At 71.7% G+C, this 26,788-nt stretch carries 33 protein-coding genes and 1 pseudogene; 21 read left to right on the top strand and 13 right to left on the bottom strand.

Going from position 1 to position 26,788, the window contains the following annotated elements; translation table 11 throughout:
* Positions 1–58: 58 nt before the first annotated feature.
* On the bottom strand, positions 59–1,195 hold the full coding sequence (gene dnaJ, locus ACZ64A_RS09305; protein ID WP_361636862.1) for a molecular chaperone DnaJ: 1,137 nt from the start codon (positions 1,193–1,195) through the stop codon (positions 59–61).
* The gene (hrcA, locus tag ACZ64A_RS09300; RefSeq protein ID WP_469809285.1) at positions 1,196–2,212 is read right to left on the bottom strand and encodes a heat-inducible transcriptional repressor HrcA; all 1,017 of its coding nucleotides are present in this window, start codon (positions 2,210–2,212) and stop codon (positions 1,196–1,198) included.
* A 150-nt stretch (positions 2,213–2,362) separates the two neighbouring features.
* On the opposite strand from hrcA, the gene ACZ64A_RS09295 reads away from it, so the two are divergent.
* Positions 2,363–3,091, top strand: coding sequence for an MBL fold metallo-hydrolase (locus ACZ64A_RS09295; RefSeq protein ID WP_469809284.1), 729 nt, complete (start codon positions 2,363–2,365; stop codon positions 3,089–3,091).
* Positions 3,092–3,132: 41 nt separating this feature from the next.
* Positions 3,133–3,939: a DUF3097 domain-containing protein gene (locus ACZ64A_RS09290; protein WP_469809283.1), complete on the top strand. Its 807-nt coding sequence runs from the start codon at positions 3,133–3,135 to the stop codon at positions 3,937–3,939.
* A 127-nt stretch (positions 3,940–4,066) separates the two neighbouring features.
* Here the strand turns inward: ACZ64A_RS09290 and hemW are convergent, their stop codons facing one another.
* From hemW to lepA, 4 genes are all read right to left on the bottom strand, one after another.
* On the bottom strand, positions 4,067–5,299 hold the full coding sequence (gene hemW / locus ACZ64A_RS09285; protein WP_469809281.1) for a radical SAM family heme chaperone HemW: 1,233 nt from the start codon (positions 5,297–5,299) through the stop codon (positions 4,067–4,069).
* Positions 5,300–5,327: 28 nt separating this feature from the next.
* Positions 5,328–7,229, bottom strand: a complete 1,902-nt coding sequence (locus ACZ64A_RS09280) for a SpoIIE family protein phosphatase (protein WP_469809280.1) — start codon at positions 7,227–7,229, stop codon at positions 5,328–5,330.
* Positions 7,230–7,454: 225 nt separating this feature from the next.
* Positions 7,455–9,329, bottom strand: coding sequence for an AMP-dependent synthetase/ligase (locus ACZ64A_RS09275; RefSeq protein WP_469809279.1), 1,875 nt, complete (start codon positions 9,327–9,329; stop codon positions 7,455–7,457).
* A 252-nt stretch (positions 9,330–9,581) separates the two neighbouring features.
* Positions 9,582–11,450 carry a translation elongation factor 4 gene (lepA, locus tag ACZ64A_RS09270; protein WP_469809277.1) on the bottom strand — a complete coding sequence of 623 codons (1,869 nt, stop codon included), beginning with the start codon at positions 11,448–11,450 and terminating at the stop codon, positions 9,582–9,584.
* Between the two features lie 242 nt (positions 11,451–11,692).
* Between lepA and rpsT the strand changes: the two genes are divergently transcribed.
* Positions 11,693–11,959 (top strand): 30S ribosomal protein S20, encoded by a 267-nt coding sequence (rpsT, locus tag ACZ64A_RS09265; protein WP_469809276.1) that lies wholly within the window; start codon positions 11,693–11,695, stop codon positions 11,957–11,959.
* Positions 11,960–12,260: 301 nt separating this feature from the next.
* Here the strand turns inward: rpsT and ACZ64A_RS09260 are convergent, their stop codons facing one another.
* The 5 genes and pseudogenes from ACZ64A_RS09260 to ACZ64A_RS09240 all read right to left on the bottom strand — a co-directional run.
* On the bottom strand, positions 12,261–12,656 hold the full coding sequence (locus ACZ64A_RS09260) for a nuclear transport factor 2 family protein (RefSeq protein WP_469809275.1): 396 nt from the start codon (positions 12,654–12,656) through the stop codon (positions 12,261–12,263).
* Positions 12,657–12,724: 68 nt separating this feature from the next.
* The gene (gene holA, locus ACZ64A_RS09255) at positions 12,725–13,711 is read right to left on the bottom strand and encodes a DNA polymerase III subunit delta (protein WP_469809274.1); all 987 of its coding nucleotides are present in this window, start codon (positions 13,709–13,711) and stop codon (positions 12,725–12,727) included.
* 160 nt (positions 13,712–13,871) lie between these two features.
* Positions 13,872–14,117 carry a hypothetical protein gene (locus tag ACZ64A_RS09250; RefSeq protein WP_469809273.1) on the bottom strand — a complete coding sequence of 82 codons (246 nt, stop codon included), beginning with the start codon at positions 14,115–14,117 and terminating at the stop codon, positions 13,872–13,874.
* Between the two features lie 91 nt (positions 14,118–14,208).
* Positions 14,209–15,054 (bottom strand): arylamine N-acetyltransferase family protein, encoded by an 846-nt coding sequence (locus tag ACZ64A_RS09245; RefSeq protein WP_469809272.1) that lies wholly within the window; start codon positions 15,052–15,054, stop codon positions 14,209–14,211.
* 4 nt (positions 15,055–15,058) lie between these two features.
* Positions 15,059–16,699 (bottom strand): annotated as a pseudogene (locus ACZ64A_RS09240) (ComEC/Rec2 family competence protein); the annotation flags it as partial.
* Positions 16,700–16,737: 38 nt separating this feature from the next.
* On the opposite strand from ACZ64A_RS09240, the gene ACZ64A_RS09235 reads away from it, so the two are divergent.
* Positions 16,738–18,297: a recombinase family protein gene (locus ACZ64A_RS09235; RefSeq protein WP_469809270.1), complete on the top strand. Its 1,560-nt coding sequence runs from the start codon at positions 16,738–16,740 to the stop codon at positions 18,295–18,297.
* On the opposite strand, the gene ACZ64A_RS09230 is transcribed toward ACZ64A_RS09235, so the two are convergent.
* Positions 18,206–18,706 carry a hypothetical protein gene (locus ACZ64A_RS09230; RefSeq protein ID WP_469809269.1) on the bottom strand — a complete coding sequence of 167 codons (501 nt, stop codon included), beginning with the start codon at positions 18,704–18,706 and terminating at the stop codon, positions 18,206–18,208. The genes ACZ64A_RS09235 and ACZ64A_RS09230 overlap by 92 nt on opposite strands.
* Positions 18,707–18,783: 77 nt before the next feature.
* On the bottom strand, positions 18,784–19,248 hold the full coding sequence (locus ACZ64A_RS09225; protein ID WP_469809268.1) for a hypothetical protein: 465 nt from the start codon (positions 19,246–19,248) through the stop codon (positions 18,784–18,786).
* Between the two features lie 237 nt (positions 19,249–19,485).
* On the opposite strand from ACZ64A_RS09225, the gene ACZ64A_RS09220 reads away from it, so the two are divergent.
* From ACZ64A_RS09220 to ACZ64A_RS09140, 17 genes are all read left to right on the top strand, one after another.
* Positions 19,486–19,716 carry a helix-turn-helix domain-containing protein gene (locus tag ACZ64A_RS09220; RefSeq protein ID WP_469809266.1) on the top strand — a complete coding sequence of 77 codons (231 nt, stop codon included), beginning with the start codon at positions 19,486–19,488 and terminating at the stop codon, positions 19,714–19,716.
* Entirely contained in the window at positions 19,713–19,886 is a 174-nt protein-coding gene (locus tag ACZ64A_RS09215; RefSeq protein ID WP_469809265.1) for a hypothetical protein, read from the top strand. The genes ACZ64A_RS09220 and ACZ64A_RS09215 overlap by 4 nt, the downstream gene beginning before the upstream one ends.
* 91 nt (positions 19,887–19,977) lie before the next feature.
* A complete protein-coding gene (locus ACZ64A_RS09210; RefSeq protein ID WP_469809264.1) occupies positions 19,978–20,316 on the top strand; it encodes a hypothetical protein in 339 nt (112 codons plus the stop codon).
* Positions 20,313–20,669, top strand: coding sequence for a hypothetical protein (locus tag ACZ64A_RS09205; protein WP_469809263.1), 357 nt, complete (start codon positions 20,313–20,315; stop codon positions 20,667–20,669). Before ACZ64A_RS09210 ends, ACZ64A_RS09205 begins: the two co-directional genes overlap by 4 nt.
* A gap of 109 nt (positions 20,670–20,778) precedes the next feature.
* Positions 20,779–20,967, top strand: a complete 189-nt coding sequence (locus tag ACZ64A_RS09200) for a hypothetical protein (RefSeq protein WP_469809262.1) — start codon at positions 20,779–20,781, stop codon at positions 20,965–20,967.
* Entirely contained in the window at positions 20,964–21,389 is a 426-nt protein-coding gene (locus ACZ64A_RS09195) for a hypothetical protein (RefSeq protein WP_469809261.1), read from the top strand. Before ACZ64A_RS09200 ends, ACZ64A_RS09195 begins: the two co-directional genes overlap by 4 nt.
* Positions 21,389–21,628: a hypothetical protein gene (locus ACZ64A_RS09190; protein WP_469809260.1), complete on the top strand. Its 240-nt coding sequence runs from the start codon at positions 21,389–21,391 to the stop codon at positions 21,626–21,628. Before ACZ64A_RS09195 ends, ACZ64A_RS09190 begins: the two co-directional genes overlap by 1 nt.
* The gene (locus ACZ64A_RS09185; protein ID WP_469809259.1) at positions 21,625–21,885 is read left to right on the top strand and encodes a hypothetical protein; all 261 of its coding nucleotides are present in this window, start codon (positions 21,625–21,627) and stop codon (positions 21,883–21,885) included. Before ACZ64A_RS09190 ends, ACZ64A_RS09185 begins: the two co-directional genes overlap by 4 nt.
* Positions 21,882–22,934: a YqaJ viral recombinase family nuclease gene (locus ACZ64A_RS09180; protein ID WP_469809258.1), complete on the top strand. Its 1,053-nt coding sequence runs from the start codon at positions 21,882–21,884 to the stop codon at positions 22,932–22,934. The genes ACZ64A_RS09185 and ACZ64A_RS09180 overlap by 4 nt, the downstream gene beginning before the upstream one ends.
* Positions 22,931–23,698 (top strand): ERF family protein, encoded by a 768-nt coding sequence (locus ACZ64A_RS09175; RefSeq protein ID WP_469809256.1) that lies wholly within the window; start codon positions 22,931–22,933, stop codon positions 23,696–23,698. The genes ACZ64A_RS09180 and ACZ64A_RS09175 overlap by 4 nt, the downstream gene beginning before the upstream one ends.
* Positions 23,695–23,928, top strand: coding sequence for a hypothetical protein (locus tag ACZ64A_RS09170; RefSeq protein WP_469809255.1), 234 nt, complete (start codon positions 23,695–23,697; stop codon positions 23,926–23,928). The genes ACZ64A_RS09175 and ACZ64A_RS09170 overlap by 4 nt, the downstream gene beginning before the upstream one ends.
* Complete coding sequence (locus ACZ64A_RS09165) at positions 23,925–24,392, top strand: hypothetical protein (RefSeq protein WP_469809254.1); 468 nt, start codon at positions 23,925–23,927, stop codon at positions 24,390–24,392. Before ACZ64A_RS09170 ends, ACZ64A_RS09165 begins: the two co-directional genes overlap by 4 nt.
* The gene (locus ACZ64A_RS09160) at positions 24,389–24,595 is read left to right on the top strand and encodes a hypothetical protein (protein ID WP_469809253.1); all 207 of its coding nucleotides are present in this window, start codon (positions 24,389–24,391) and stop codon (positions 24,593–24,595) included. Before ACZ64A_RS09165 ends, ACZ64A_RS09160 begins: the two co-directional genes overlap by 4 nt.
* Entirely contained in the window at positions 24,592–24,978 is a 387-nt protein-coding gene (locus ACZ64A_RS09155; protein WP_469809252.1) for a hypothetical protein, read from the top strand. Before ACZ64A_RS09160 ends, ACZ64A_RS09155 begins: the two co-directional genes overlap by 4 nt.
* A 96-nt stretch (positions 24,979–25,074) precedes the next feature.
* Positions 25,075–25,947, top strand: coding sequence for a helix-turn-helix domain-containing protein (locus ACZ64A_RS09150; protein ID WP_469809251.1), 873 nt, complete (start codon positions 25,075–25,077; stop codon positions 25,945–25,947).
* A complete protein-coding gene (locus ACZ64A_RS09145; protein WP_469809250.1) occupies positions 25,944–26,102 on the top strand; it encodes a hypothetical protein in 159 nt (52 codons plus the stop codon). Before ACZ64A_RS09150 ends, ACZ64A_RS09145 begins: the two co-directional genes overlap by 4 nt.
* Positions 26,103–26,149: 47 nt before the next feature.
* The gene (locus tag ACZ64A_RS09140; protein WP_469809248.1) at positions 26,150–26,758 is read left to right on the top strand and encodes a WhiB family transcriptional regulator; all 609 of its coding nucleotides are present in this window, start codon (positions 26,150–26,152) and stop codon (positions 26,756–26,758) included.
* The last annotated feature ends 30 nt before the right edge of the window (positions 26,759–26,788 follow it).

The raw sequence follows: 26,788 nt of genomic DNA, 5'->3' as shown, positions 1-26,788 counted from the left end.
GCCCGGGGGCCAACCCCCGGACCCCCGGCCACAACACAAAACCCGGCACCGCCGGACATCACCGCCCGTTGAAGGCATCCTTCAACCGCGAGAACAGCCCCTGCTGCCCCGGCTGGAACTGGCCCGTGGGCCGTTCCTCGCCGCGGAGCTTGGCCAGTTCGCGCAGCAGACGCTCCTGCTCGGGGTCGAGCTTGGTGGGCGTCTGGACCTCGACGTGCACGATCAGGTCGCCGCGGCCGCCGCCCCGCAGATGCGTGACACCGCGGTTGTGCAGCGGGATCGACTGGCCGGACTGGGTGCCGGGCCTGATGTCGACCTCCTCCATGCCGTCCAGCGTCTCCAGCGGCACCTTCGTGCCGAGGGCCGCCGCCGTCATCGGGATCGTCACCGTGCAGTGCAGATCGTCGCCGCGCCGCTGGAACGTCGGGTGCGGCAGCTCGTGGATCTCGACGTAGAGGTCGCCGGCGGGACCGCCGCCGGGCCCGACCTCGCCCTCACCGGCGAGCTGGATGCGGGTGCCGTTGTCGACACCGGCCGGGATCTTCACCGTCAGCGTCCGCCGCGAGCGCACCCGGCCGTCACCGGCGCACTCCGGGCACGGGTTCGGCACGATCGTGCCGAAGCCCTGGCACTGCGGGCAGGGCCGCGAGGTCATGACCTGGCCCAGGAAGGACCGGGTGACCTGCGAGACCTCACCGCGGCCGCGGCACATGTCACACGTCTGCGCGGAGGTGCCCGGCGCGGCGCCCTCACCCGAGCAGGTGGAACAGACGATCGCGGTCTCGACCTGGATGTCCTTCGTGGTGCCGAAGGCCGCCTCGTCGAGTTCGACCTCGACCCGGATCATCGCGTCCTGGCCCCGGCGGGTGCGCGAGCGCGGTCCGCGCTGCGACGCCGTACCGAAGAACGCGTCCATGATGTCCGAGAAGTTCCCGAAGCCGCCCGCGCCGAAGCCGCCCGCGCCGGCGCCGCCGGACTGCGAGAGCGGGTCGCCGCCGAGGTCGTAGACCTGCTTCTTCTGCGGGTCCGACAGCACCTCGTAGGCGGCGTTGATCTCCTTGAACCGCTCCTGCGTCTTCGGATCGGGGTTGACGTCCGGGTGCAGCTCGCGAGCGAGCCGCCTGAACGCCTTCTTGATCTCATCCTGCGACGCGTCGCGGCGCACGCCGAGTACGGCGTAGTAGTCCGTGGCCACCTACGACTCCGCCAGGATCTGTCCGACGTACCGTGCCACTGCGCGTACCGCTCCCATCGTTCCCGGGTAGTCCATGCGGGTCGGTCCGACCACGCCGAGCTTGGCGACAGCCTCGCCGCCCGAACCGTAGCCGACCGACACGACGGACGTGGAGTTGAGTCCTTCGTGGGCGTTCTCATGACCGATCCGTACGGTCACGCCCGGATCCTTCGCCTCGCCGAGCAGCTTCAGGAGGACGACCTGCTCCTCCAGGGCCTCCAGCACCGGCCGGATCGTGAGGGGGAAGTCGTGCGGGAACCGCGTCAGATTGGCGGTGCCGCCGATCATCAGCCGTTCCTCGTTCTCCTCGACCAGCGTCTCCAGCAGCGTGGAGAGCACCGTGGAGACCGTACCGCGGTCCTCCGGCTCGAAGGCCTCCGGCAGGTCCTCCACCAGCTTCGGCACGTCCGTGAACCGGCGGCCGGCGATCCGGCTGTTCAGCCGGGCCCGCAGATCCGCCAGGGAGGTCTCGCCGAAGGGCGCCGGGCAGTCCACCATCCGCTGCTCCACCCGGCCGGTGTCGGTGATCAGCACCAGCATCACCCGGGCCGGCGCGAGCGACAGCAGCTCCACGTGCCGCACGGTCGAACGGGTCAGCGACGGGTACTGCACGACGGCCACCTGCCGCGTGAGCTGCGCCAGCAGCCGCACGGTACGGGCCACCACGTCGTCGAGGTCGACGGCGCCCTCGAGGAAGTTCTGGATCGCGCGCCGCTCCGGGCCGGTCATCGGCTTCACACCGGCCAGCTTGTCGACGAACAGCCGGTAGCCCTTGTCGGTGGGGATGCGCCCCGCGCTGGTGTGCGGCTGCGCGATGTACCCCTCGTCCTCCAGGGCCGCCATGTCGTTGCGGACGGTCGCCGGGGAGACGCCGAGGTTGTGCCGCTCCGTGAGCGCCTTCGAACCGACCGGCTCCTCGGTGCCCACGTAGTCCTGGACGATGGCGCGCAGCACCTGAAGCCGTCGTTCACTCAGCATGGCGCACACCTCCAGAAGTCTTCCCTCGTAGCTTTCCTGGCACTCTGCGCGTCCGAGTGCCAGACGTCCCCGGGCCAGTGTACGGCGGTGGGGTACGCCCCCGGCAAGGCTGGTCATACCGCGTGGTCGCGTACCCGCTAGCGTCGCCGCATGACGGTTACTTGGGAAGAGCTCGGGTGGGAACCGCTCGCGGCCGGAGTCGGACGGTGCCGACTGCCCGGCTGGGACTGTACGACGGGGCTGGTCGTCGGCCACGGCACGGCACTCATGATCGACGCCGGGTCGAGCCTCGCGGAGGGCGAGCGGCTGCGCGCCGAGGCCGAACGGCTCACCGGGCACGGTGTGACCCATCTCGCGTTCACCCATCCCCACTTCGACCACGTCCTCGGCGCCTCCTCGGTCGGGGCCGGCGAGATCTTCGGGGCGGTGGGCATCGATGCGGCGTTCACCCCGCGCGGCCGGGAGGAGCTGCGGGCGGACGCGGTGAAGGCCGGTCTGGACCCGGAGCTCGCCGAGCAGGCCGCGGGGGCGCCGGTGCCGGTCGGCCACCTGGTCAGCGGCGAGTGGACCCTCGACCTCGGCGGTGGCCGCCAGGTGCTGCTCGCCAACGTGGGCCCGGCGCACACCGCCCACGACCTCGCCGTCCTGGTCCCCGGTGAGCGGGAGGTGGTGTTCTGCGGTGACCTCGTCGAGGAGTCCGGTGAGCCGCAGGCGGGCCCCGACGCCGTTCCGTCGCACTGGCCCGGCGCGCTGGACCGGCTGCTGGCGCTCGGCGGTGAGGACGCGCTGTACGTGCCCGGTCACGGAGCGGTGGTGGACGCGGCGTTCGTGCGGGCGCAGCGGGACGCGCTGGCGGCCCGCTTCGGCGTGTCGCGCTGATCCGGGCGCTCGGCGGCGCTGGTTCTCCTATCGTCATCCGAATGCGGCAGTACTCCCCCGACCTGACCCCGCCCTGGAAGAAGAAGCCCGCGCCGGCGCCCGAGGTGGCGGCCGAGCCGGGCCTGGTGGTGGAGGAGCCCGGCAGCGGCTTCTGCGGCGCGGTGATCCGCTGCGAGGCCGGCACGGTCACTCTGGAGGACCGCTTCGGCAAGCACCGGGTCTTCCCGCTCCAGCCGCGCGGCTTCCTGCTGGAGGGCCGTGTGGTGACGCTGGTGCGGCCCGCCGCGGCGGCCGCGGCACGGCCCGGTCGCACCGCGTCCGGATCGGTCGCCGTGCCCGGCGCACGCGCCCGGGTGGCCCGGGCCGGCCGCATCTACGTCGAGGGGCGGCACGACGCCGAGCTGGTGGAGAAGGTCTGGGGCGACGACCTGCGCATCGAGGGCGTGGTCGTGGAGTACCTGGAGGGCGTCGACGACCTGCCGGCGATCGTGGAGTCCTTCGACCCGGGTCCGGACGCCCGGCTCGGCGTCCTGGTGGACCATCTGCTGCCGGGCACGAAGGAGTGGCGGATCGCCGAGGCCGTGACGAGTGAGCACGCGCTGGTGGTGGGCCACCCGTACATCGACATCTGGCAGGCGGTGAAGCCGTCCGCGCTGGGCATCGAGGCGTGGCCGGTGATCCCGCGCGGCCAGGACTGGAAGACGGGCGTGTGCCGGGCCCTGGGCTGGCCGGAGAACACGGGCGCGGCCTGGCAGGCGATCCTCGGCCGGGTGCGGTCGTACAAGGATTTGGAGCCGGAGCTGCTGGGCTGTGTCGAGCGCCTCATCGACCACGTGACCGTGCCCTGACACCTACCCGATCGTTTATTCGGCGGGACTGGTGGACTGCTCTCCGCCGCTGCGGAGGTGGTCCGTCGCTGAGCTGGTCCACGCGACCGAGCAGTTCGTGCTCCCCGCCGACGCGGGGGTCGGCCCCTCAGTCCACCAGGTCCCGCACCACCGCGTCCGCGAGCAGGCGGCCGCGCAGGGTCAGTACCGCGCGGCCCTCGGCGTACGGTTCCGGCTGGAGGAGCCCGTCCGTCAGAGCTCGGTCGGCGGCCCGGCGGCCGTCCGTCTTCAGCAGGTCCAGCGGTACGCCCTCGCGCAGCCGCAGCTCCAGCAGGACGCGCTCCACGCGGCGGTCCTCGTCGCTCAGGATCTCCCGTCCGGCGCCCGGGGAGCGGCCCGCGGCCAGCGCCGCCGCGTAGGCGCCCGGGTGCTTGACGTTCCACCAGCGCACCCCGCCGACATGGCTGTGGGCGCCCGGTCCCGCGCCCCACCAGTCGGCGCCGCGCCAGTACAGCTCGTTGTGCAGGCAGCGGCCGGCCTCGGAGGTGGCCCAGTTGGACACCTCGTACCACTCGAAGCCCGCCGCGGAGAAGGTCTCCTCGGCGATGAGGTAGCGGTCGGCGTGGACGTCGTCGTCGGTCATCGGGACCTCGCCGCGCCGGATGCGCCGGGCGAGCTGCGTGCCCTCCTCGACGATCAGGGCGTAGGCGCTGACGTGGTCGGGACCGGCGCCGATCGCGGCGTCCAGCGAGGCACGCCAGTCGTCGTCGGACTCCCCGGGCGTGCCGTAGATCAGGTCGAGGTTGACGTGCTCGAAGCCCGCCGCGCGTGCCTCGGCCACACATGCCTCGGGGCGGCCGGGGGTGTGGGTGCGGTCGAGGATCTTCAGCACATGCCGGCGGGCGCTCTGCATGCCGAAGGAGATCCGGTTGAAGCCGCCCTCGCGGAGCGTGGCGAGGTAGGCCGGGTCGACGGACTCCGGGTTGGCCTCCGTGGTGATCTCCGCGTCCGGCGCGAGCCCGAACTCGTCACGGATCGCCGCCAGCATCCGCACCAGGTCGCCGGCGGCCAGCAGGGTGGGCGTGCCGCCGCCGACGAAGACCGTGCGCACCGGGCGCGGGTCGTCGCCGAGGACCTTGCGGGCGAGGCGGATCTCGTCGGTCAGCGTCTCGGCGTAGTTGTCGCGGGAGGCGAGCACTCCGCCGGTGCCGCGCAGCTCGGTCGCGGTGTAGGTGTTGAAGTCGCAGTAGCCGCAGCGGGTCGCGCAGTAGGGCACGTGCAGATAGAACCCGAGGGGCCGCTCGGCGGCGCCGGCGAGCGCGGACGCGGGCAGCGCGCCGTCGTCGGGGACGGGCTCGCCGTCGGGGAGTGCGGAAGGCATGTCTCCCATTGTCCAGGACGGCGGAGGGTTACTCGGCCTGCAGGACGAGCAGCGCCAGGTCGTCCTCCGGCGGCTGCCCGCCGAAGTCGTGCACCAGCCGGATGATCCGCTCGGCGACGAGGCCGGCGTCGAGGCCGGCGCACCCGGCGAGCGCGCGGGCCAGCCCGTCGCCGTCGTCGAACTGGTCGGGGCCGTTGCGCCGCTCGGTGACCCCGTCGGTGACGCACAGCAGGGTGTCGCCGGGCCGCAGCTCGATCGTCTCGCTGGTGTACGTCTCGTCCTCGACGACCCCGAGCAGGGTCTGCGGGCGGGCGGCGGTGCGGACGTCGCCGCCGGGGCCGAGGACCAGCGGCAGCGGGTGCCCGGCGGAGGCCAGGGTGCAGCGCACCCCGCCCTCGTACGGCTCCAGCTCGCCGTAGAGCAGGGACAGGAAGCGGGTCTGCGGGCCGTCGGCGGGGGCGACGGGGCCGGCGAAGGCGCGGGCGGCGGCGTCGGCGGCCTCGGTGGCGTCGTCCAGGAGGAGCTGGTTGAGGCGGTCGAGGACGTCGGCGACGCCGTAGCCCTCGCGGGCCAGCAGCCGCAGCCAGGGCCGGGCGAGCCCGATGACGACGGCGGCCTCGGGGCCCTTGCCCTGGACGTCGCCGACGGCGAAGCACCAGCGGCCCCGCCCGGCCGGGAAGACATCGTAGAAGTCGCCGCTGGGGCCGCCCTTGTCGCAGGGCTCGTAGACCAGGGCGGTGCGCACGCCGGGGATCTCGGCGACGGCTCCGGGCAGCAGGCCGCGCTGGAGGACGGCGCTGATGGTGGCCTGCCTCGCGTACTGGCGGGCGGCGCCGATGGCGAGCGCGACCCGGCGGCTGAGGTCCTCGACGAGACCGGTGACCTCGTCGGGGAAGCGCAGCAGTCCGGTGCGGCCGATGACGAGGGTGCCGAGCGGGCGGCCGCCGGCGACGAGACGGTAGGCGAGGGCCGCGCCGTGCGGGCCGAGCGCGGCCCCGGGCCACGGGTAGGGCAGCGGGCCGGGGGTGGCCGCGGCGGGCGGGCGGGGCGGTTCCTTCTCCAGGGCGTGGCGCAGCTCCTCGACGAGGTGTTCGCTGCTGTGCCACACCCGGGCCGGCCGTACGCCCTCTCCGCCGCCGTCGGCCCAGCCGCGCCCGGTGACCTCGTCCTCCAGCCACACCGCGCACCAGTCGGCGAGGCGGGGCACGACGAGCTGGCCGGTGAGGGAGGCCACGAGGTCCTCGTCGAGCTGTCCGGCGAGCAGGTCGGAGGCCTCGGCGAGGAAGGACAGGGCGCCGCGGCCGAGCCAGTCCCGGTCGCCGTCGGCGCCGCGCGGCTCGGGGGCGAGGATCCCGGCGAGCTGGAGGGCCTCGCCGAGGGCGCGGTCGCCGGGGCGGGTGAGGCCGTCGTGCCGGGGGCGGTCGTCGGGGTGGGGCCGGTCCTCGGTCTCCGGGGTGAGCCGGGCCCACACCGTCTTGGCGGTACGGCGGTAGGTGACGCCCCAGGACTCGGCGAGCGCGGCGACCAGCCGCAGTCCGCGCCCGTACTCCGGTTCCGGTGTCCCGTCGTCGGCCGCGGTGTCGCGCGGGGCGCGGGTGGGGTGGCGGTCGGTGACCTCGACGACCACGGCTCCGGCCGGCTCCAGCCGGCAGTGCAGCTCGACGTCGGTGCCGGCGTGCACGACCGCGTTGGTGACCAGTTCGCTGACGAGGAGCGCGGCGTCCTGGGCGAGCCGCTCGGTGAGCCGGTCGGCGCCGGGCAGGGCGAGGCCGGTCCACTCGGCGAGCGCCGCGCGGACCAGGCCGCGGGCGGTGCCGGGCGCGAGTTCGCTGCCGGGCAGGAGGGCGTGCGCCCGCGCGCGGCTGTCGGTGTGCGCGGGCGCAGCACCGGTCAGGAACTCGGTCTCGCGCTGCGTCGGTACGACCCCCATCGACAACTCCCCGAGCGGTTCGGCTGGATATCTGTCGGTCGATGGCGACAGGGTGACAGACCGGACCGGCGCATAAGCGGGGAGTTACCGAACTGGGTCGCGATGAGTGCGAACCAGGGCGTGCGAATGCCCGGATCCGGACAGAAAGAGTTCGGATCCGGGCATTCGGCGTTCACAAAGCATCCGCCGCTGGACTATGCCAAACATGTCCCCGGCGTCACGGGCCTACGCCTCGCGCGTGCCCGCGTACATCTCGTCGATGAGGTGCTTGTACTCGCGCTCCACGACCGGCCGCTTCAGCTTCAGGCTCGGGGTGATCTCGCCGTGCTCCACGTCGAGGTCGCGGGGCAGGAGACGGAACTTCTTGATGGTCTGCCAGCGCTGCAGGCCCTCGTTGAGCTGCCTGACGTAGCCGTCGATCAGCTCGACCGTCTGCGGCGCCGCGACCACCTCGGCGTACGCCTTCCCCTCGAGGCCGTTGTCCTTGGCCCAGTCGAGGACGGCCTGCTCGTCCAGGGCGATCAGGGCGGTGCAGAAGTTCCGGTCCGCGCCGTGCACCAGGATGTTGGAGACATACGGGCAGATCGCCTTGAACTGGCCCTCGACCTCGGCCGGCGCGACGTACTTGCCGCCGGAGGTTTTGATCAGGTCCTTCTTGCGGTCGGTGATGCGCAGATAGCCGTCGGGCGACAGTTCGCCGATGTCGCCGGTGTGGAACCAGCCGTCGCTCTCCAGCACCTCGGCGGTCTTGTCGGGCAGCTTGTGGTAGCCCTGCATGATGCCGGGGCCGCGCAGCAGGATCTCGCCGTCCTCCGCGATACGGACCTCGGTGCCGGGCAGCGGCTTGCCGACGGTGCCGGTGCGGTAGGCCTCGCCCGGGTTGACGAAGGAGGCCGCGGAGGACTCGGTGAGGCCGTAGCCCTCCAGGATGTGGATGCCGGCGCCGGCGAAGAAGTAGCCGATCTCCGGGGCGAGCGCGGCGGAACCGGAGACACAGGCGCGCAGCCGGCCACCGAACGCCTCGCGGATCTTGCTGTAGACCAGCGCGTCGGCGACCTTGTGCTTGGAGGCGAGCCCGAGGGGCGCGGAGCGGTTGCCCGTGCGCTTGAAGTTGTCCTGGGTGACCTTGGCGTACTCCCGGGCGACCTCGGAGGCCCACTGGAAGATCTTGTACTTGGCGCCGCCGCCGGCCTTCGCCTTGGCGGCCACACCGTTGTAGACCTTCTCGAAGATGCGCGGGACGGCGGCCATGTACGTCGGCTGCACGAGCGGCAGATTCTCGATGATCTTGTCCACCCGGCCGTCGACGGCGGTGACGTGGCCCACCTCGATCTGGCCGGAGGTGAGCACCTTGCCGAAGACGTGCGCCAGCGGCAGCCACAGGTACTGCACGTCGTCCGGGCCGACCAGCCCGGTCGCGGCGATCGCCTTGGCCATGTACGACCAGTTGTCGTGCGGCAGACGCACGCCCTTGGGACGCCCGGTGGTGCCGGAGGTGTAGATGAGGGTGGCGAGCTGGTCACGGGTGATCTTGCCGACCCGCTCCTTGACCAGCTCGGGCTCCTGCGCGAGGCGGGCGGCGCCGCGCCGCTCCAGCTCGGCGAGGGTGAGCACCCAGTCGCCGCTCTCGACGCCGGCCGGGTCGATCACCACGACGTGGCGGAGGTCGGGCAGCTCGGCGCGCTTCTCCACCGCCTTGGCGAGCTGGGCGGCGTCCTCCGCGATGAGGATCCGGCTCTCGGAGTCGGAGAGGATGAACGCCGACTCCTCGGCGTTGGTCTGCGGGTAGATCGTGGTGGTGGCCGCGCCCGCGCACATGATGCCGAGGTCGGCGAGGATCCACTCGATACGTGTGGAGGAGGCGAGCGCGACCCGCTCCTCCGGCTGGACACCCAGCTCGATCAGGCCGGCCGCGATCGCGTGCACCCGCTCGGCCGCCTGGGCCCAGCTGAGGGACTTCCAGTCGTCCGGGCCCTCACCGGAGGCGGCCGGTACCGGATACCGGTAGGCCTCGGCGTCCGGCGTGGCCGCCACGCGCTCCAGGAAGAGGCCCGCCACGGACGGCGGACGGTTCTCGATCAGGGTAGTTGCGTCGCTCACGACATCCTCCGGGGCCCGCGACAGTGCGGCTGGCGCGACAGTGCGGCTGGTTCCTACCCACGAGACGTTGTTTAACTCGCGAGTAACTATCGGGCAGGGACAGAGTAGAGCCCGACCGCCGCCCGCGTAAGAGCTGACGCCCGGTGGTTTCCCCGCGAAGCGACCGGCGGAACGCCCAGGGGCCCGGCGCACTTTCGTACGACGGGCCCCTGTGTGACCGGTTTTGCCGGGCCGGCGGGCTGCGGTCGCCGGTTACTTCTTGCCCTTGGCCGACGCCCCGCTGTCATCGCTGGACAGGACGGCGATGAAGGCCTCCTGCGGAACCTCCACAGAACCGACCATCTTCATCCGCTTCTTGCCTTCCTTCTGCTTCTCCAGCAGCTTGCGCTTACGGGAGATGTCACCGCCGTAGCACTTGGCGAGGACGTCCTTGCGGATGGCGCGGATGGTCTCGCGGGCGATCACCCGGGAGCCGATGGCGGCCTGCACCGGCACCTCGAAGGCCTGCCGCGGGATCAGCTCCTTCAGCTTGGCGACGAGCCGCACACCGTAGGCGTAGGCCTGGTCCTTGTGGGTGATCGCGGAGAACGCGTCCACCTTGTCGCCGTGCAGCAGGATGTCGACCTTGACCAGGGAGCTGGTCTGCTCGCCGGTGGGCTCGTAGTCCAGGGAGGCGTAACCGCGGGTCTTGGACTTCAGCTGGTCGAAGAAGTCGAAGACGATCTCCGCGAGCGGCAGCGTGTAGCGGATCTCGACGCGGTCCTCGGAGAGGTAGTCCATGCCGAGCAGGGTGCCGCGCCGGGTCTGGCACAGCTCCATGATCGAGCCGATGAACTCGGTGGGCGCGAGGATGGTGGCCCGCACGACCGGCTCGTAGACCTCGTTGATCTTGCCTTCGGGGAACTCGCTCGGGTTGGTGACCGTGTGCTCGCTGCCGTCCTCCATGACCACGCGGTAGACCACGTTGGGGGCGGTGGCGATCAGGTCGAGGCCGAACTCGCGCTCCAGGCGCTCGCGGATCACGTCCAGGTGCAGCAGGCCGAGGAAGCCGACGCGGAAGCCGAAGCCGAGCGCGGCGGAGGTCTCCGGCTCGTAGACCAGCGCGGCGTCGTTGAGCTGCAGCTTGTCCAGGGCCTCGCGCAGCTCGGGGTAGTCCGAGCCGTCCAGCGGATACAGGCCCGAGAAGACCATCGGCTTCGGGTCCTTGTAGCCGCCGAGCGCCTCGGTGGCGCCCTTGGCCTGGCTGGTGACGGTGTCACCGACCTTGGACTGGCGGACGTCCTTCACACCGGTGATCAGATAGCCCACCTCGCCGACGCCCAGGCCGTCGGCCGGGAGCATCTCCGGCGAGTTGGTGCCGATCTCCAGCAGCTCGTGGGTGGCGCCCGTCGACATCATCTTGATGCGCTCGCGCTTGTTGAGCTGGCCGTCGATGACACGGACGTAGGTCACGACACCGCGGTAGGAGTCGTAGACCGAGTCGAAGATCATGGCGCGCGCGGGGGCGTCCTTGACGCCGACCGGCGCCGGGACCTCGGCGACGACCTTGTCCAGCAGCGCGTCCACGCCGAGGCCGGTCTTGGCGGAGACCTTCAGCACATCGCCCGGCTCGCAGCCGACGAGGTTCGCGAGCTCCTCGGCGAACTTCTCGGGCTGCGCGGCCGGCAGGTCGATCTTGTTCAGCACGGGGATGATCGTGAGGTCGTTCTCCATCGCCAGGTAGAGGTTGGCGAGGGTCTGCGCCTCGATGCCCTGGGCGGCGTCGACGAGGAGGATGGTCCCCTCGCAGGCGGCGAGCGACCGCGAGACCTCGTAGGTGAAGTCGACGTGCCCCGGGGTGTCGATCATGTTGAGGATGTGCGTGTTGCTCTTGTCATGGGTCGGGGCCCACGGCAAACGCACCGCCTGGGACTTGATCGTGATGCCGCGCTCGCGCTCGATGTCCATCCGGTCGAGGTACTGAGCACGCATCTGCCGCTGCTCGACCACACCGGTCAGCTGGAGCATCCGGTCGGCGAGCGTGGACTTGCCGTGGTCGATGTGCGCGATGATGCAGAAATTGCGGATCAGAGCCGGGTCGGTACGGCTCGGCTCGGGCACATGGGAAGGGGTCGCGGGCACGCAGGGTCCTGTCTCTTGAGGCGCCTTATGCCTCGGGTCGGATCGATACGTAGCTTCCATGGTCCCACGGGTGGGGCGCGGCGACCGGTTTGGGCCACTCGAAGGGCCGCTGGTAGTGTAGGGGGCTGTGTCTCATGCCCTCTCAGCGCGAGGCACATCCCAAGAAATCACCTGGCACGGGTCCCGGGGTTCTCTCGTGGAATCCCTTCCGGTCCCGTGCCTGAACCTGAAAAGGCTCATTCGTGGCGAACATCAAGTCCCAGATCAAGCGGATCAAGACCAACGAGAAGGCGCGGCTGCGCAACAAGGCCGTCAAGTCCTCCCTCAAGACCGCGATCCGCAAGGCCCGCGAGGCCGCTGCCGCGGGTGACGTCGAGAAGGCCACCGAGCTGCAGCGCGCCGCGGCGCGTGCGCTGGACAAGGCCGTCTCGAAGGGCGTCATCCACAAGAACCAGGCCGCCAACAAGAAGTCGGCGCTTGCTTCCAAGGTCGCGACCCTCCAGGGCTGAGCACCTCCTTTGATCTGACGGGTCCCTCTGCGGGGCCCACGTCGCCGGAGGGACCCAGAGCGGGCCCTCTCTCATCCGCTCCCGTCCGGCACCACGAGCCTGTTCGCGGCCTGCGTTCGCCACGCGGGAACGGGCTCACCCGCTTCATCCGACGGCCCCGCCGCCACGCCCTTCCCCAGGGCGGGCGACGGGGCCGTTCGGCGTGTGGATCCTCCTGTGCGGCACGGAGTGCGTGCGTCACGTCGGTGCGTCACGACCATCCGGGCGTCACGACCATCCGCGCGTCACGACCATCCGCGCGTCACGACCAGAAGTCGTTGTCCATGTCGAGGTCGGCGGAGCACTGGTCGAGATCGGTGATCTTGTCGCCGACCACACGGAAGACGATGGTCCCGTCCGCGTCCAGGTGCTTGCCGTTGCGGTCCGCGGTGATGTGCTGCAGGGCGACGGCGTGTCCGCGCCCGTCGACGAAGATCTGGCGCAGGTCGACGTTCAGCGAACCACCGGTCTCCTCGAAGAGCCGGCCGTACATCTGGATGACCGCGTCCTGGCCCTTGAAGTCGCCGGCCATGGGGTGACTGCCCGGCACATGGTGGGTGCAGTCCGCCGTCATGATCTCGCGCAGGCTGTCCATGTTCCCCTGGACGAACGCCTCGTACCCTCTGCGAACCAGCGCCGCATGCGGATGCTCAGCCATGTCGATCGCCACCTTTCCGTAGCTCGGCGATGTAAGGCTGACCCGTCCGATTCTCCTCCGCCGGGCGGCTACCGGCCCCTGGAGCGCGCGGCCCGCGCGATGGTCACCACGGCCTTCTCCAGGGCGTACTCCGGGTCGTCGCCGCCGCCCTTCACGCCCGCGTCCGCCTCGGCCACCGCCCGCAGCGCGACGGCCACGCCGTCCGGGGTCCAGCCGCGCATCTGCTGGCGCACCCGGTCGATCTTCCAGGGCGGCATGCCCAGCTCACGGGCCAGGTCGGCGGGACGTCCGCCGCGCGCGGAGGACAGCTTGCCGATCGCCCGCACCCCCTGCGCCAACGCGCTGGTGATCAGCACCGGCGCGACCCCCGTGGCCAGCGACCACCGCAGCGCCTCCAGCGCCTCGGCCGCCCGTCCCTCCACCGCCCGGTCGGCGACGGTGAAGCTGGAGGCCTCCGCACGGCCGGTGTAGTACCGGCCGACGACGGCCTCGTCGATCGTGCCCTCCACGTCGGCGACCAGCTGCGAGACGGCGGACGCCAGCTCCCGCAGATCGCTGCCGATCGCGTCGACGAGCGCCTGGCACGCCTCGGGCGTCGCCGAGCGCCCCACCGCACGGAACTCCTGCCGCACGAAGGCCAGCCGGTCGGCCGGCTTCGTCATCTTCGGGCAGGCGACCTCCCGCGCCCCCACCTTGCGCGCGGCGTCCAGCAGCCCCTTGCCCTTGGCGCCGCCGGCGTGCAGCAGCACCAGCGTGATCTCCTCGGCGGGCGCCGACAGATACGCCTTGACGTCCTTGACGGTGTCGGCCGACAGATCCTGCGCATTGCGTACGACCACGACCTTGCGCTCGGCGAAGAGCGAGGGAGAGGTCAACTCGGCGAGCGTGCCCGGCTGCAACTGGTCCGGGGTCAGGTCCCGCACGTCCGTGTCGGCGTCGGAGGCCCTGGCGGCGGCCACCACCTCCTGCACGGCACGGTCGAGCAGGAGCTCCTCCTGGCCCACGGCGAGCGTCACCGGGGCGAGAGGGTCGTCATTCGCAGTCTTCCTGGCCATCGGGACAAGCATGGCACGGGGCACTGACAACGAGGGGCGCGCCCGTCGGGCGTCGGCGCGCAGCTGCCGCCGGCTCACCGCTCCCTCCGGCGCAGGGCTGCCGCGCCGGTTCAGGGCTCCCGTCAGTTCACGGCTCCCCCGGCCAAGGGCCGGCGCCGGCTCAGGGCTCCTCCCGCCAGCCGTCCCACTCGCCCGCGAACGCGTCCAGCTCGGCGGGGTCGAGCCGCTCGTGCTCGTCGCGCAGCACCAGCAGCCACTGCGCGTCCTCCGCGTCGTCCTCCCCCGCCAGCGCGTCCCGGACGAGCCGCGGCTCCTCGTCGATGCCGAACCGCTCGCCGAGCGCCTCCGCGGCCTCCTCCGCCGCGTCGCGGTCGGGCAGCACCAGCACATGTCTCACATCGCTCACGTGCCCATTTTCCGGCAGCCGCCCGGAAGCCCGACGCCGGGGCCGCGGCGACGAACCCCTCCCGATCCGCACCCCGGCCCCTGCTCGGGACTCAGGTGCCGTCCCCGTCCCTCACCCGCACCACCGGCACACTGTCCAGCTCGATCCCGAACAGCTCCCGGTACGTCCCCAGCACCTCGGCGTCCCCCTCCAGCTTCCGTTCCCGGCGCGCTCCGTCGGCCGCGGTGGTGGTCAGCCGCCGCCCGCTGAGCGTCACCCGGCCGCCGTCCTCCGTGAGCCGGGAGCACACCAGTGACTGCACGAAGTGCGACCGCGGCGAGGTGCTGTGCCACCATGCGCCGGTCACGAAGTCGCCGAGCACCCGGGGCCGCACCTCCAGCCGGTACTGCGGGCGCCCGTCCCGCAGCACGTCCAGGTCGGCCGCCCCGTCCGCCCCCTCGGCGCCCCCGCGCACCCCGGCCGCGTCGGGCCCCGCCTCCGCGACCCGGAACACCCCGCCGGGATCCGGCTGCTCGCCCCGCTCGCCGAACCGCAGCGGAAGGTGACTGTGCGCCCCGAACCCGACGTCGGCCAGCCAGTCGCCGCCGTCGGCCGTGCGCACCCGCAGCGCCATGTGGTCGTACGGGATGCCGGTCCGCTCGCCGTCCCCGTACACCCGGGCCGCCAGGAGCGTCACCTCGAAGCCGAGCGAGTTCAGCAACGCGCCGAAAGCGCCGTTGAGTTCGTAGCAGAAACCTCCCCTCTTGGCCCCCACGACCTTGTCCACCAGCCGCTTCTCCTCCAGCACGATCTCCTCTCCCAGATGGATCGAGAGGTTCTCGAAGGGCACGGTGCGCAGATGCCGCAGGTGCAGTTCCCTCAGGGCGTCGTCGGTGGGCCGGGCCGGGCGCTGGGCGCCCAGCCGGCGGAGATAGGCATCGGCCTGTGCGGAGTCCATGCCCTCAGTCTGGCGCCACCCGCAGCCCTCCGTCCGCCCCCGGCCCTGCCCGGCCCGCCGAGCCGAGTACGGCCAGGGATCCGTCCAGGTCGGTCCGCAGCACCGCCGCTCCCCGGGCCCGCAGCGCGTGGACGGTCACCGGCGCCGGATGCCCGTACGGGTTGTCCGCGCCCACCGACACGAGCGCCAGCCGCGGGGCGGCCAGCCGTATCAGGTCCGGGTCCTGGTACGCGGAGCCGTGATGGGCCACCTTCAGCACGTCCACGTCCCGCAGCGACGCGGCGGCCGGTGACCGCGCCAGCGCCTGCTGCGCGGGCGGTTCGAGGTCGCCCAGCATCAGCACCCGCAGTCCCGCCGTCCGCACGAGCAGGGTGACGCTGGCGTCGTTCGGCCCGTCCAGCGCCGCCGCCGGGCCGGGCCGCGGCCACAGCACCTGCCAGGACAGCGCACCGACCCGTCGCTCCTCCCCCGCGGCGGCCCGGGTCAGCGGGATGTGCCGCGCGGACGCCTCCCTCCTGACGAACCGCACCTGGTCCGCCGGCTCGTCCAGAGCGGTCGTCTCGATCGCCCCCACCGCCCGGCCGCGCAACACTCCGGGCAGCCCGGCGACATGGTCGGCGTGGAAGTGGGTGAGCACGACGAGCGGGATCCGGGTGATGCCGAGGGTGCGCAGGCACCGGTCCACCCGGCGGGGTTCGGGTCCGGCGTCCACGACCACCGCCCGGCCCTCGCCCGCCGCGAACACCGTCGCGTCGCCCTGCCCCACATCACACATCACCAGCCGCCAGCCCGGCGGGGGCCAGCCCGTGACCACCCGGGTCAGCGGCGCCGGCTGCACCACGAACAGCACGAGCAGCGCTCCGCACGCCCCGCACAGCCAGGGGTGACGCAGCAGCCTCCGCCCGGCGAGCACCACCAGCAGCGTGATGAGCGCGAGGAGCAGCGCCCCCGCCCAGCTGCCCGGCCAGTCCACGGCCGCACCGGGCAGGGCCGCTCCTTCCCGTGCCACGCCGGCGATCCACTCGGCCGGCCAACTCGCGCACCACGCCACCGCCTCGGCCACCGGCATCGCGAACGGGGCGATCGCGAGCGCGGCGAAACCGAGCACCGTCGCCGGTGCGACCGCGACCTCCGCGAGCAGGTTGCAGACGACTCCGACCAGGCTCACCCGCGCGGACAGCACCGCCACGACCGGCGCGCACAGCGCCTGGGCGGCGCCCGCCGTGGCCAGTGCCTCGGCCACCCGCGGCGGCACCCCGCGCCGCCGCAGCGCGGCACTCCAACGGGGCGCGACGGTGAGGAGGGCTCCGGTGGCCAGCACCGACAGCAGGAAGCCGTAACTGCGGGAGAGCCACGGGTCGTACAGGACGAGCAGCAGCACCGCGGTCGCCAGCGCCGGGATCAGGGTTCTGCGGCGTCCGGTGGCCAGCGCGAGCAGCGCGACCGATCCGCAGGCCGCCGCCCGCAGCACGCTCGGGTCGGGCCGGCACACCACGACGAAAGCCAGCGTCGCTCCCGCACCCAGCAGGGCCGTCGTCCGCAGCGGCAGCCCCAGACGGGGTGCCAGCCCTCGCCGTTCGGCCCGCTGGGCCAGGCCGGGCGGACCGAGGAGCAGTGCGAGGAGGATGGTGAAGTTCGCACCGGACAATGTCCGTTGCCCACTGTTGTCTGTAACCTCGGGGCATGCCCATCGCTCCCGAGTACCTGCACCTGGTCTTCCCGGACACGAGGTTTGACGCACTGCTCTACGGCCGCGCCTCCCGCGACCCGAAGAAAAAGGGCCGCTCGGTCAACGACCAGCTGAACACCGGTCAGGACATGTGCGACGAATTCGGCTGGCCAATCGCCGCCATTTTCAAGGACATCGACCGGTCAGCTTCCCGACACGCGCGCAGAAAGCGCGACGACTTCGAGGCGCTAATCCAGGCCATCGAAGAGGGCCGCGGAAAGATCGTCGTCGCGTTCGAAGCATCGCGGTACTACAGGGATATCGAGGCATACATCAGGCTGCGCAACGCCTGCATGGCCAACCATGTCCTGCTCTGCTACAACGGCCAGGTCTATGACCTCAGCAAGCGCGAGGACCGCAAGGCGACCGCCCAGGACGCCATCGCCGCCGAGGACGAGGCCGAGGGCATCCGCGACCGGAACCTGCGCACCACGCGGTCGACCGCCAAGCAGGGCAAGCCACACGGCCGCATCCTCTACGGCTACGCCCGCCGCTACGACCCCGAGACTGGCGAGCTGCTGGAGCAGTACGAGCACCCCGAACGCGGGCCGATCGTGCGGGACATCTTCAAGCGGATCGCGGCCGGCGAAACCGAGTACTCCATCGTGCAGCGGCTCCAGGCCGAGGGCGAGCGCGTGCCGGGAACCCCGTGGCAGATCTACCACCTGCGCACGATGCTGCGGAACCCGGGCTACGCCGGGAAGCGGGTATTCCGGGGCGAGATCCTCGGCGATGCGACGTGGCCGGCCATCGTGCCGCCGGAGCTGTTCGACCAGGTGCAGCAGATCGTGTCCGCACCCTCGCGCCTCACGACCCGGGATTGGTCAGTGAAGTGGCTGCTGTCCGGCATCGCGCGGTGCGGCGAGTGTGAGCACGACCCGCACTTGCGCGTCGTGAAGAACCGCAAGCAGCGGGCGTATCAATGCTCGGAGGGCTACCACACGATGATGCGGACCGAGCTGCTGGACGCGTACGTGGAGGAGGCCCTGCTGGACTGGCTGCCGCAGCGGGCGGCCGAGGCGTTCCGTACGGACGCCGAGGACGAGGAGGCCGCCAAGGCTGTGCTGCGGGTGAAGGCTCTGGAGGAGCAGCTGGCGGAGGCACGCCAGCAGGCGGCCACCGTCAACGAGAAGACTGGCAAGCCGTTGCTGTCGATCGCCTCCCTGGTGGCGGTGGAGGCGTCGCTGACGCCGCAGATCGAGCAGGCGCGGAAGCAGACTCAGGTAGTCCACGCGCCGCCGCTTCTGCGCGGCTTGATCGGTCACGCCGATGTGGCAGACCGATGGGAGCAGCTGACGGTGGAGCAGCAGCGGACGGTGATCCGGTCGTGCGTGAACGTGCGGCTCCACCGAGCGCGGGCCCGTGGGGTGCGGACGATCGAGCCGGGCCGCATCAAGCTGACGTTTGTGGGTGAGCCGGGCTTCACGGCCCAACTACGCCGTGTTCGCGGGACCGTTCCCGCGAGTGCTCAGGGGCAGGGGACTGCAACGGCAGTTTCTCAGGGAAGCGAATGAGGTTGTTCCGGCGTGACGGCTCGGGTGCGAACTTGCCATCTTGGATCATGCGGACCGTGACCTCCATCGTTTCGGAGATCAGGGCGGCCCGCCTTTCCTCGAACTCTGCCGACAGGGCGTCGCGTTCGGCCTTCAGCTGAGCGGCAATGCGGGCGCGCTCGGCTGCCATGTCGCGGTTGAGTCGCCCCTGCTCGTTCTCCAGGGCGGCTTGCGCGGCGACGTAGCGGGTGCGCTGCGCCTCGGCTTCCCGCTGGGCAGCGGCCAGGGCGCGGCGTTCGTCGCGGGTGTCGGTGATCCAGCGCCGGACGAGCACGAGTGCGATGAGGGTGAGTGCCGGCAGGGTGAGGCAGGCTCCGCCGATGGCGCGCGCCATGTCGCCGCGGATGGTGCCATGCAGGATCACGGTCACACCGCCGAGGATTATCACCGCCGCCGCTACCGCTGTTGCTCGCGTGCCGCCGGCGAGATCCATACCGCACCCCCGCATCACATCTGTGCTGCCGCCCCTCCGTGGTTGGCACCGCGGTCGGGGGCGTCTTGATCTTGTAGACGCTTGAGACGTTCGATGGTTGCGTAGAAAAGTTCCCGCCCCACGTCGTCCTTGATCCCGAGTCGGTCAGCAGCTTCTTCCGGAGTCAGTCCTTCCTCGTCGGACCCTACCTGCGATCGATCCGTTTCGGACAGTGACTGAAGTGCTTCACGAGAAAGCACGCCGCCCTCCACGAGCAGGGTGCCCAGGTGGAGGTGGGTTACGTCTGCGATGCGGCTGAAGAAGCGGGCGTCCGGTACAGCAGTGCCCGCCCAGAGACGGGAAACGGTGCTGTCGGTCATGCCGGTGTCCCGCGAGAACCGGGCTTTGGCACCGTGGCCGGTGTAGCCGGCGCGGACGGCGGCAGGCACAACGATGTCGCGGAATCGCTGCGCACGCGTCGGCGAGGGAGCGTCGGTCATGTCCGGTGACTGTACCTCCCTAGATAGGGAGTAGCTAGAAACTCCCTCGCTCGCAAGAGTGCGCATCAGGCCATCTACCTGCATTAACACTGCTCACTCCCGCGTTCGCACGGACGTTCGGTTCCAAAATTCACCCTCCCTGGTGCGCAAGCTCCCTTGCGAGGGAGGGAGGAACGTGGCAGAGTCTCCCTCGTGAGCAAGGAACCACCTGCGACCAGCAGTGAGAGGAGTGAGTACGTGTTCCGCCTGAACGTCACCAAGCTCCTCGCCGTCACAGCGGCTCACGGAGACAAGACCGGTTACCGGATCTACCGCCGTACCGGCATCTCCGAATCGTCGGTTTATCGGTACCTCAAGGGCGAGGCACAGCCTGACCTGAATGCGGCTATGCGCCTCGCCGAGGCATATGACCTGGACATTCGCACCGTCATGGAGCGCATCCCGGTCGATGCCGGAGCCGCCGCGTGACGCGGGAAGAACGCCGAGCGCTCCTCGGCGACACGGTCATCACGCAGATCCACGAGCGCGTTGCCGAGACGCCGGCGCCCGGACCCGAGGTCATCGCCGAGCTGCGTCCCATCTTCGCCCGGCCCGCCGGCCGCGCGGCGAAGAAGCGGCCGACGGCGAAGGCCGCCTGATCCATCACCCAAAACGCCGAAGGGCCGCTCCGACTGCCAGGCCCGAGCGACCCCCGACCGGCACCCCTACAAGATCCGAAGAGAGGCCCCGATGGGCACATCATCTCAGACCCAGCACGGCGCGGCGCTCGCGCTGGTGCAGCTCCTGATGGAGCACCCCGACCTGCCGTCCGCCCGTTGGCAGGTGGACCGCGACGGCACGCTGAGCGGCACCATCTCGATCCACGCGGACTCCGCCGAGCTGCATACGGCGATGTGCGACTACGCCGCGGCGATCGGTGGCACCGTCCGCGAGGTCCATTTCACCTCCCCGGACACGGGCCCGTCGCTGTCGGTGTCGCTCTACGCGACGTGGCGGGACGTGCCGGTGAACGTGTGGGGCACGTGCGTGGCTCGGCCCGTGGCCGAGGGTTCGGCGGTGGCCGCATGAACAGCAGGCTCGTGAACGCCGCGGCGGGCGTCCTCGCCGCCGCCATGCAGCAGGGCAGGACCGTGCCCGCCACGCTGGCCATCGCGCTGGAGTCGGCACAGCTGCTCCAGTCCCCGGAGACCGCCGCCGAGACTGCGCGGCTCCGCGACCGAGTGGCCGAGCTGGAGCAGCTGCTGTCCGTGAAGGACCGGCCGGTGGACGAGGACCCGATCTGCTTCGCGCTGACCGAGCTGGCCGAGGCCGCACGCAGCGTGCACGAGAAGTACCCCGACAGCGAGCACTGCCGGCACGACGGCGAGCCGTGGCCCTGCCCGACCCTCACCGCGCTCGGCGAGGGTGGTGGCGCCCGATGACCGCCATCGAGTGGCTGCTGTGGATCGGCAGCGTGTGGGCCCTGTTCCTGCTGTACGCCGCGGTGGACGCGCCCGCGCTCCTCGCCCGCCTGTACCGGGGGGTGCGCCGGTGATCCCGCGCCCGTACGAGCCGGACGACGCCGAGCCGGACGACATCGACGTGGCCGACGAGGTCGCGCTGGCGGACACGGGACGCCCGTGGGCCGCACGCGCGATCCGGCACCCGTCGCACGCCCGTACCCGCCGGCACTTCGCCGCCAACCCGCTGCCGACGCAGCAGAACAGGCGGGCGTCGTGAGCACCGACACCGAGATGTTCCCGGGCGAGCTGGCCATGCTGCGCGGTCTCGTCCGCACCCTGCGCACGGTCGTGCGGGTCGGCGACGACACCGAGTTGGCCGCGGTGCGGGGCCTGCTGTGGCAGCACGCCAGCGACGAGGCCGCCGCGAGGGCCGAGGAGAAGAGCAGCCGCCAGGCGGCCGATGCCACTCCCGCGCTGACCGAGCGGCAGGCCCGACTGCTGGACGCCATCCGCACGTTCGGCGGCGAGTGGACCACCAGCCGCGCCCTGCACCTGTTCGCGCTGACCGACCCGGGCGTGGTGCAGCGGGGCACGGCTCGCCGTGACCTCGCCGCCCTGCACCGGGTGGGCCACCTCGTCCTCGTGGACGACCCCGACCACCGCCACTACGTCCTCAGCACCCGGAAGGGCGGCGCCTGATGCCCGAGATCACGACGCGCCGCGCGCACCTGCTCGCCGCCATAAGGGCCCACGGCCGCCCGGTCACCACGCAGCTCGCCGAGCAGCTGATGACCGGCTCCGCCTGGCCCACGTCCGGCCGCAACACGACCCGGAAGGACTTGCGCGGCCTGGCCCGTGCCGGGTTCCTCGCCGCGGTCGACCTGGACGGCCGCCGGATCTACCACCCCATGACCACCGGAGAGGACGGCCGCTCATGACCGGCCCCGAGCACTACACGCAGGCCGAGCAGCTGCTGATGCTGGCCGCCGACTACGAGAAGGACGGGGCGTACGCGACCGCCACGGCCCGCGTCCACGAGGCGCAGGTGCACGCGACGCTCGCCCTCGCCGCGGCCACCGCGATGGGTGCGCCCGTCGACGGCGAGGGCGACAGCGGTCTCCCCGTCCGCGACTGCACCGCCTGGTACGAGGTCGCGGGCGTCAAGCCGCAGCCGAAGGGCGGTGCCGCCGAATGACGACCGCAACCGTGCGCGCCGGGGCATCCGCCCCGGCCGCCGGCCGGATCACTCCGACCGGCCGACTCATCCTCTCCCACACCGCGCCCCGGGACGTGTGGCTGGACGCCCGCCGTCAGGGCATCGGCAGCAGCGACCTGCCCGCCGTGATGAACCTGTCCGGCTTCAAGACGCCGCTGCACGTCTTCCACGACAAGCTCGGCCGTCTGCCCCATGACGAGGAGTTCAGCGAGGCCGCCCATTTCGGTGTCCTGTTCGAGGAGCCGCTGGCCCGGGACTGGGCCCGCCGTAACCGCACCGTGGTGGAGGCCATCGGCCTGATCGCCAACGAGGCCAAGGCGTGGCAGATGTGCACCCTGGACCGGCTGTGCACCGAGTGCCCGCTGGACCGCACGCAGCGGTCGCTGTGCGCGCTGGAGGTCAAGACCCGCAACGCCTACGTGGCGAAGCTGTGGCGGCAGGGCCCGCCCGATGACGTGCTGGCTCAGGTGCTGTGGCAGATCCTCGTGACCGGCCTGGACCACATCCACGTCGTGTGCCTGATCGGCGGTCAGGACTACCGGCAGTACACCGTGCGCCGCAGCGATCACGTGCAGCTGGTCGCCTACCTGGAAGCCGAAGCGTCCCGTCTGTGGCACGAGCACATCGTGCCCGGCCGCCCGCCGGCCGTGACCGGGGAGGAACCGCCGGACGCGCTGATCGATCTGTACGACCGGCTGCACCCCGACCGGGACGGCGTGGTCGTCGTGGACCGCGACCTGGACGCGGTCGACGCCATGACCGAGTACATGGAGGCCGCCGCCGCGGAGAGCGCCGCCAAGCGCCGGAAGACCGCGGCCAAGGCGAAGCTGCTCGGCGTCCTCGGCGGCGCGCAGGCCGCGCTGCGGCAGGACCGCCCGTTCTTCAGCATCGAGCAGTCGCACCGCAAGACGCCCGATCTGGCCCGCCTCGCCGAGGAGTTCCCCGAGGCCTACCGCGCGTGCGTTGCCGACGTCGCGCACGACCGCATCGCCATCCCCAAGTACGTGCGCGAGGAGTTCACCGCATGACGTCTCTGTCCGAGCGTGCCGAGCTGCACGCCACCGGCGCCGCCCCGACCACCGACACGTACGAGCCGCCGGCCCCTGCGGTCGATCCGCTCCCGGACATCGACATCGAAGGGCCGGGCGCCGACGGACCCGAGCAGGTCGACGTGTTCGTGGCCTGGTCCCGCGTGATGGACGACATCCGCGGCATCAGCAAGAGCGAGGTCTACAACGCCCCGGGCACCCGCTACAACTTCCGCGGTGTCGACCGGACCGTGAACGCCTTCGCTCCCGTCCTGCGCCGCCACGGCGTCCTCGTGATCCCGACCAACGTGCAGGCGTCGTACCGGGACTTCACCAACAGCAACAAGAAGATCCAGCGCGAGTGCACGGTGATCGTGACCTGGACGATCTACGGGCCGAAGGGCGACAGCTTCACCGCGCAGTCCGCTGGGGAGTCGCTCGACTCCTCCGACAAGGGCACCGCTAAGGCGCAGTCCGTCGCGCTCCGCGTGCTGCTGCTGACCGCCGGCATGGTCCCGACCGGCGACCCGGACCCGGACACGTCGCACGTGGATCGTGGCGAGGCTCAGGTGCGGTCGGCGGAGTCGTATCGAGACGAGATTCTCGACCCGAAGACGTCGCCGGATCGGCTCAATCAGATCCGGGTCGAGCTGCGCCCGCTCGGGATGTTGAACGCCCGCGTGCCGAACGAGAACGGCGAGCTGGAGACGCTCGACTCGATCGGCGGCCGGATGTACCAGGAGCGCACGGGCGGTGCGTCGTGAGCCCGCTCGCCATCCTCCGCCGCATTGTCCACCCCACCGGCCAGCACCGCCGCCCGGCCCCCGCCACGGTGCCGATGGTGCAGCTGCTGCGCCCCACCGAGGTGCCGTGCACCGACGAGGCGTGGTGTCCGGTCCAGCAGCAGGTGACGCTGCACGCGTTCCTGCACACAGGGGGCCGCGTCTGCTGGACGTGCCGCCACCACACCCCGGGCGAGGGGGTGCAGCAGTGAACATCCGTGCCGACGTCGCCGAGCTGCTCCGCGCCGGCTACTCCGACGCCGCGATTTCCCGGCAGCTGAACGTGGATCGGCGCACCGCCGCCGAGGCCCGCGCCGCGCTCGGCCTGCCAAAGTGCAAGCCCGGCTACAAGGCCGCGGCCACGCCGGAAGACCTGTACTGGAAGCGGACGCAACCCACGGACGACGGCCACCTGCTGTGGACCGGCACATGGGGCGACAACGGCGTCCCTTCGTTCCGGCACGGGGGCGCCAACCACACCGCCTACCGGATCGCGTTCCGCCTCGCCACCGGTCGCGAGCCAGAGGGCCATGTCCGCCCGTCCTGCGGGCGCGAGGGCTGCGTGAAGCCCGGCCACCAGACCGACCGCGCTGACCGCGAGAGGGCCCGTGCCGAGCGCGCGCAGGACCGCAAGGTTGACCAGCTGTACGACGCCATCTTCGGGGCGTCGGCGTGAACAGCCGGGCCCCGGAGCCGTGCGACATCCCTCGCGACGACCACGACGGAGAGGTCCGCTTCTACGTCACCGGCTGGAAGTGCGACGCGCACTCGCCATGGGCCGCGAAGGGACTGCCGCGACCGGCACCGGGGCCCGGCGCCCTCTACACCTACCGCGCCGCACAGGCCGCGGTTCACCACCAGGACGGAGAGACCACATGACCACCCAGCCCGAGACCAGGCTCGCCGCCATCGACGGCCGCGACGCCCTCGCGTTCGTCATCGTCCGCCCCGGCGCCACGGAAGGCAGCGTGACCGTGGAGGCCGGCGCCAAGGGGCTCAGCAAGCCCGCCGCCGCCCACGTCCTCCGCAACGTGGCCCAGCAGTGGGACGGCAAGACCGAGAACCCCACCCCGCCCGCCGGTGACCCCGACTTCCCGGCCACTTGGAGCGGCGGCCACTCCCTCGTCATCGAGTACGGCGACTGCGAGATCTACGGCCGCTGCCAGTGCGGCGAGAGGTTCGGCGCCACCACCCCGGACAAGCCCCTGGACCACTTCGCCCGGCCCTGGGAGCGGCACGTCATGACGCTCGGCTGGGGCTGAGCCACCACCCGCCGCCCGGGGCGCGCGCCGGCCGCCCTGGGCCCTCCGGATCTTGCCGGATCGGTTCCGCAACACCCCGCGTGAGAAGAGAACGAGTTGAGCAGCGACGACGGCGTGCAGTGGGTCAGCACCGCATGGATCAACGCCCTGAGGGACGAGGCCCTGCGCGTCCGCATGCCCGAGGTGGCCCGCGTCGTCCAGATCGGCGTCTGGATCGCCACCTACGCCGACAAGGACGGCAGTAACGCCTTCCCGTCACGCGGGACCCTGGCCGCGCTGTCGGGCTGCTCGCAGGAGACCGTCACCCGCGCCGTGAAGGTACTCACGGGCGTCGGTGTCCTCACGCGGAAGCGCCGGCCGAACGCGTCCGCGGTCTACCAGCTGCTCCCGCCGCTCGGTCGCAAGCTGGACTGGCAGACGCACATTCACCACATGACGGACACCCGGCAGCGTCGGGCGTACGCCAAGAAGAAGGCCGAGGGGTTCACCGAGTCGCCCCGGACAGCGTCCATGGACGCTGTGGAAAACCCCTCGGACAGCGACGACGGACGCGTTTCGGACAGCGTCCGTGCCGGGGGTTCCGAGCCTCCCGCGGCCACCCCGGACAGCGTCCATGGACGCCCCCGGACAGCGTCAGTGGACGCCTTCCGGACCGCGTCAACTGACGCGCCTACCAAGCCCACCCCTACCTCCGGTAGGGACCCCCACCCCGACCACAACTTGGCTGGCCTTGAACCTCAGCCACAGGTCCGCGCGCGCGAGGCCGCAAAAGACGAGTCATCGACGGGTGGAGACACGGCGCCGAGCGCGCCCGCAGCAGACCCCGACGGCATCGCCGCCATCCTCGCCCGCCCCGCCCTCGCCCGCTGTGAAGGCCCCGACTGCGGCCTGCCCCTCATCCGCCCCGGCACCCGCTACTGCGCCGGCTGCCAGCAGTACCTCGGCCACGACGAAAGGCACAGCGCATGAACGACTGCCGCACCTGCCACGGCAGCGGAGCACACCCCCACTGCCACGGCAACGGCTGCAACAACTGCGACCCCGACACCGGCAACTGCCCCACCTGCTGCGGCACCGGCAACGACCCCAGCCACTGGCTGCCCCACAACCGCCCCACGGCCTGACCAGCCACCAGACCAACGCCCGCACCGCCAACCCCCGGGGAGCGCCCATGAACCTGCACACCCTCACCGCTCGCACGCCCGGCCTGCCCTGCCGCCTGGACCCCGAGCTGTGGTTCAGCGAGTACAGCCGCGACCGCGACGCAGCCGTACGCGTGTGCCGTGACTGCCCCTTGCAGCAGCCGTGCGCCGCCTACGCCCTGGAGGAGCGCATCCCTGACGGGGTGTGGGGCGGCACGACGGTGGCCGACCGTCGCACGTTCTGGGAGGGCCGGGCGTGGCGGTTCGATGAGCAGGACCGGCTGCGGCTGGTGTGCGGGTCGGAGGACGCCTACCGGGCGCACTTCGCGTACCGGGAGCAGCCGTGTGAGGACTGCACGGCTGCGCACGAGGAGCACGTGACCGCGGATCGTCGGGCGCGGCTGGAGGCTGCGCACCGGGCCGGCGGGTCGGCAGCGGGGTTCTGGCTGCATCGGCGGTTCGGTGAGACGCCGTGTGAGCCGTGCCGGCGGGCGTGGTTGGCGCAGCAGCGGGCGGCGCGGGTGGCGAGGCAGCAGCGGCGCCGTGACGGGTCCCGTAAGCCGCGCCGGGTCCCCGCGTCCGCCGAGACCGTGCCGGGCGCTCCTGCGGGCGCACAGCCGCTGTCCCGGGCCGCTTGATCGGAGACCCCCTGTGCTTGCCGTCCTCGC

Source organism: Streptomyces sp. NPDC104814, from assembly GCF_055583185.1.
The sequence above is the reverse complement of the archived record's forward strand: the minus strand, read 5'-3'. Positions and strand labels throughout refer to the sequence as shown.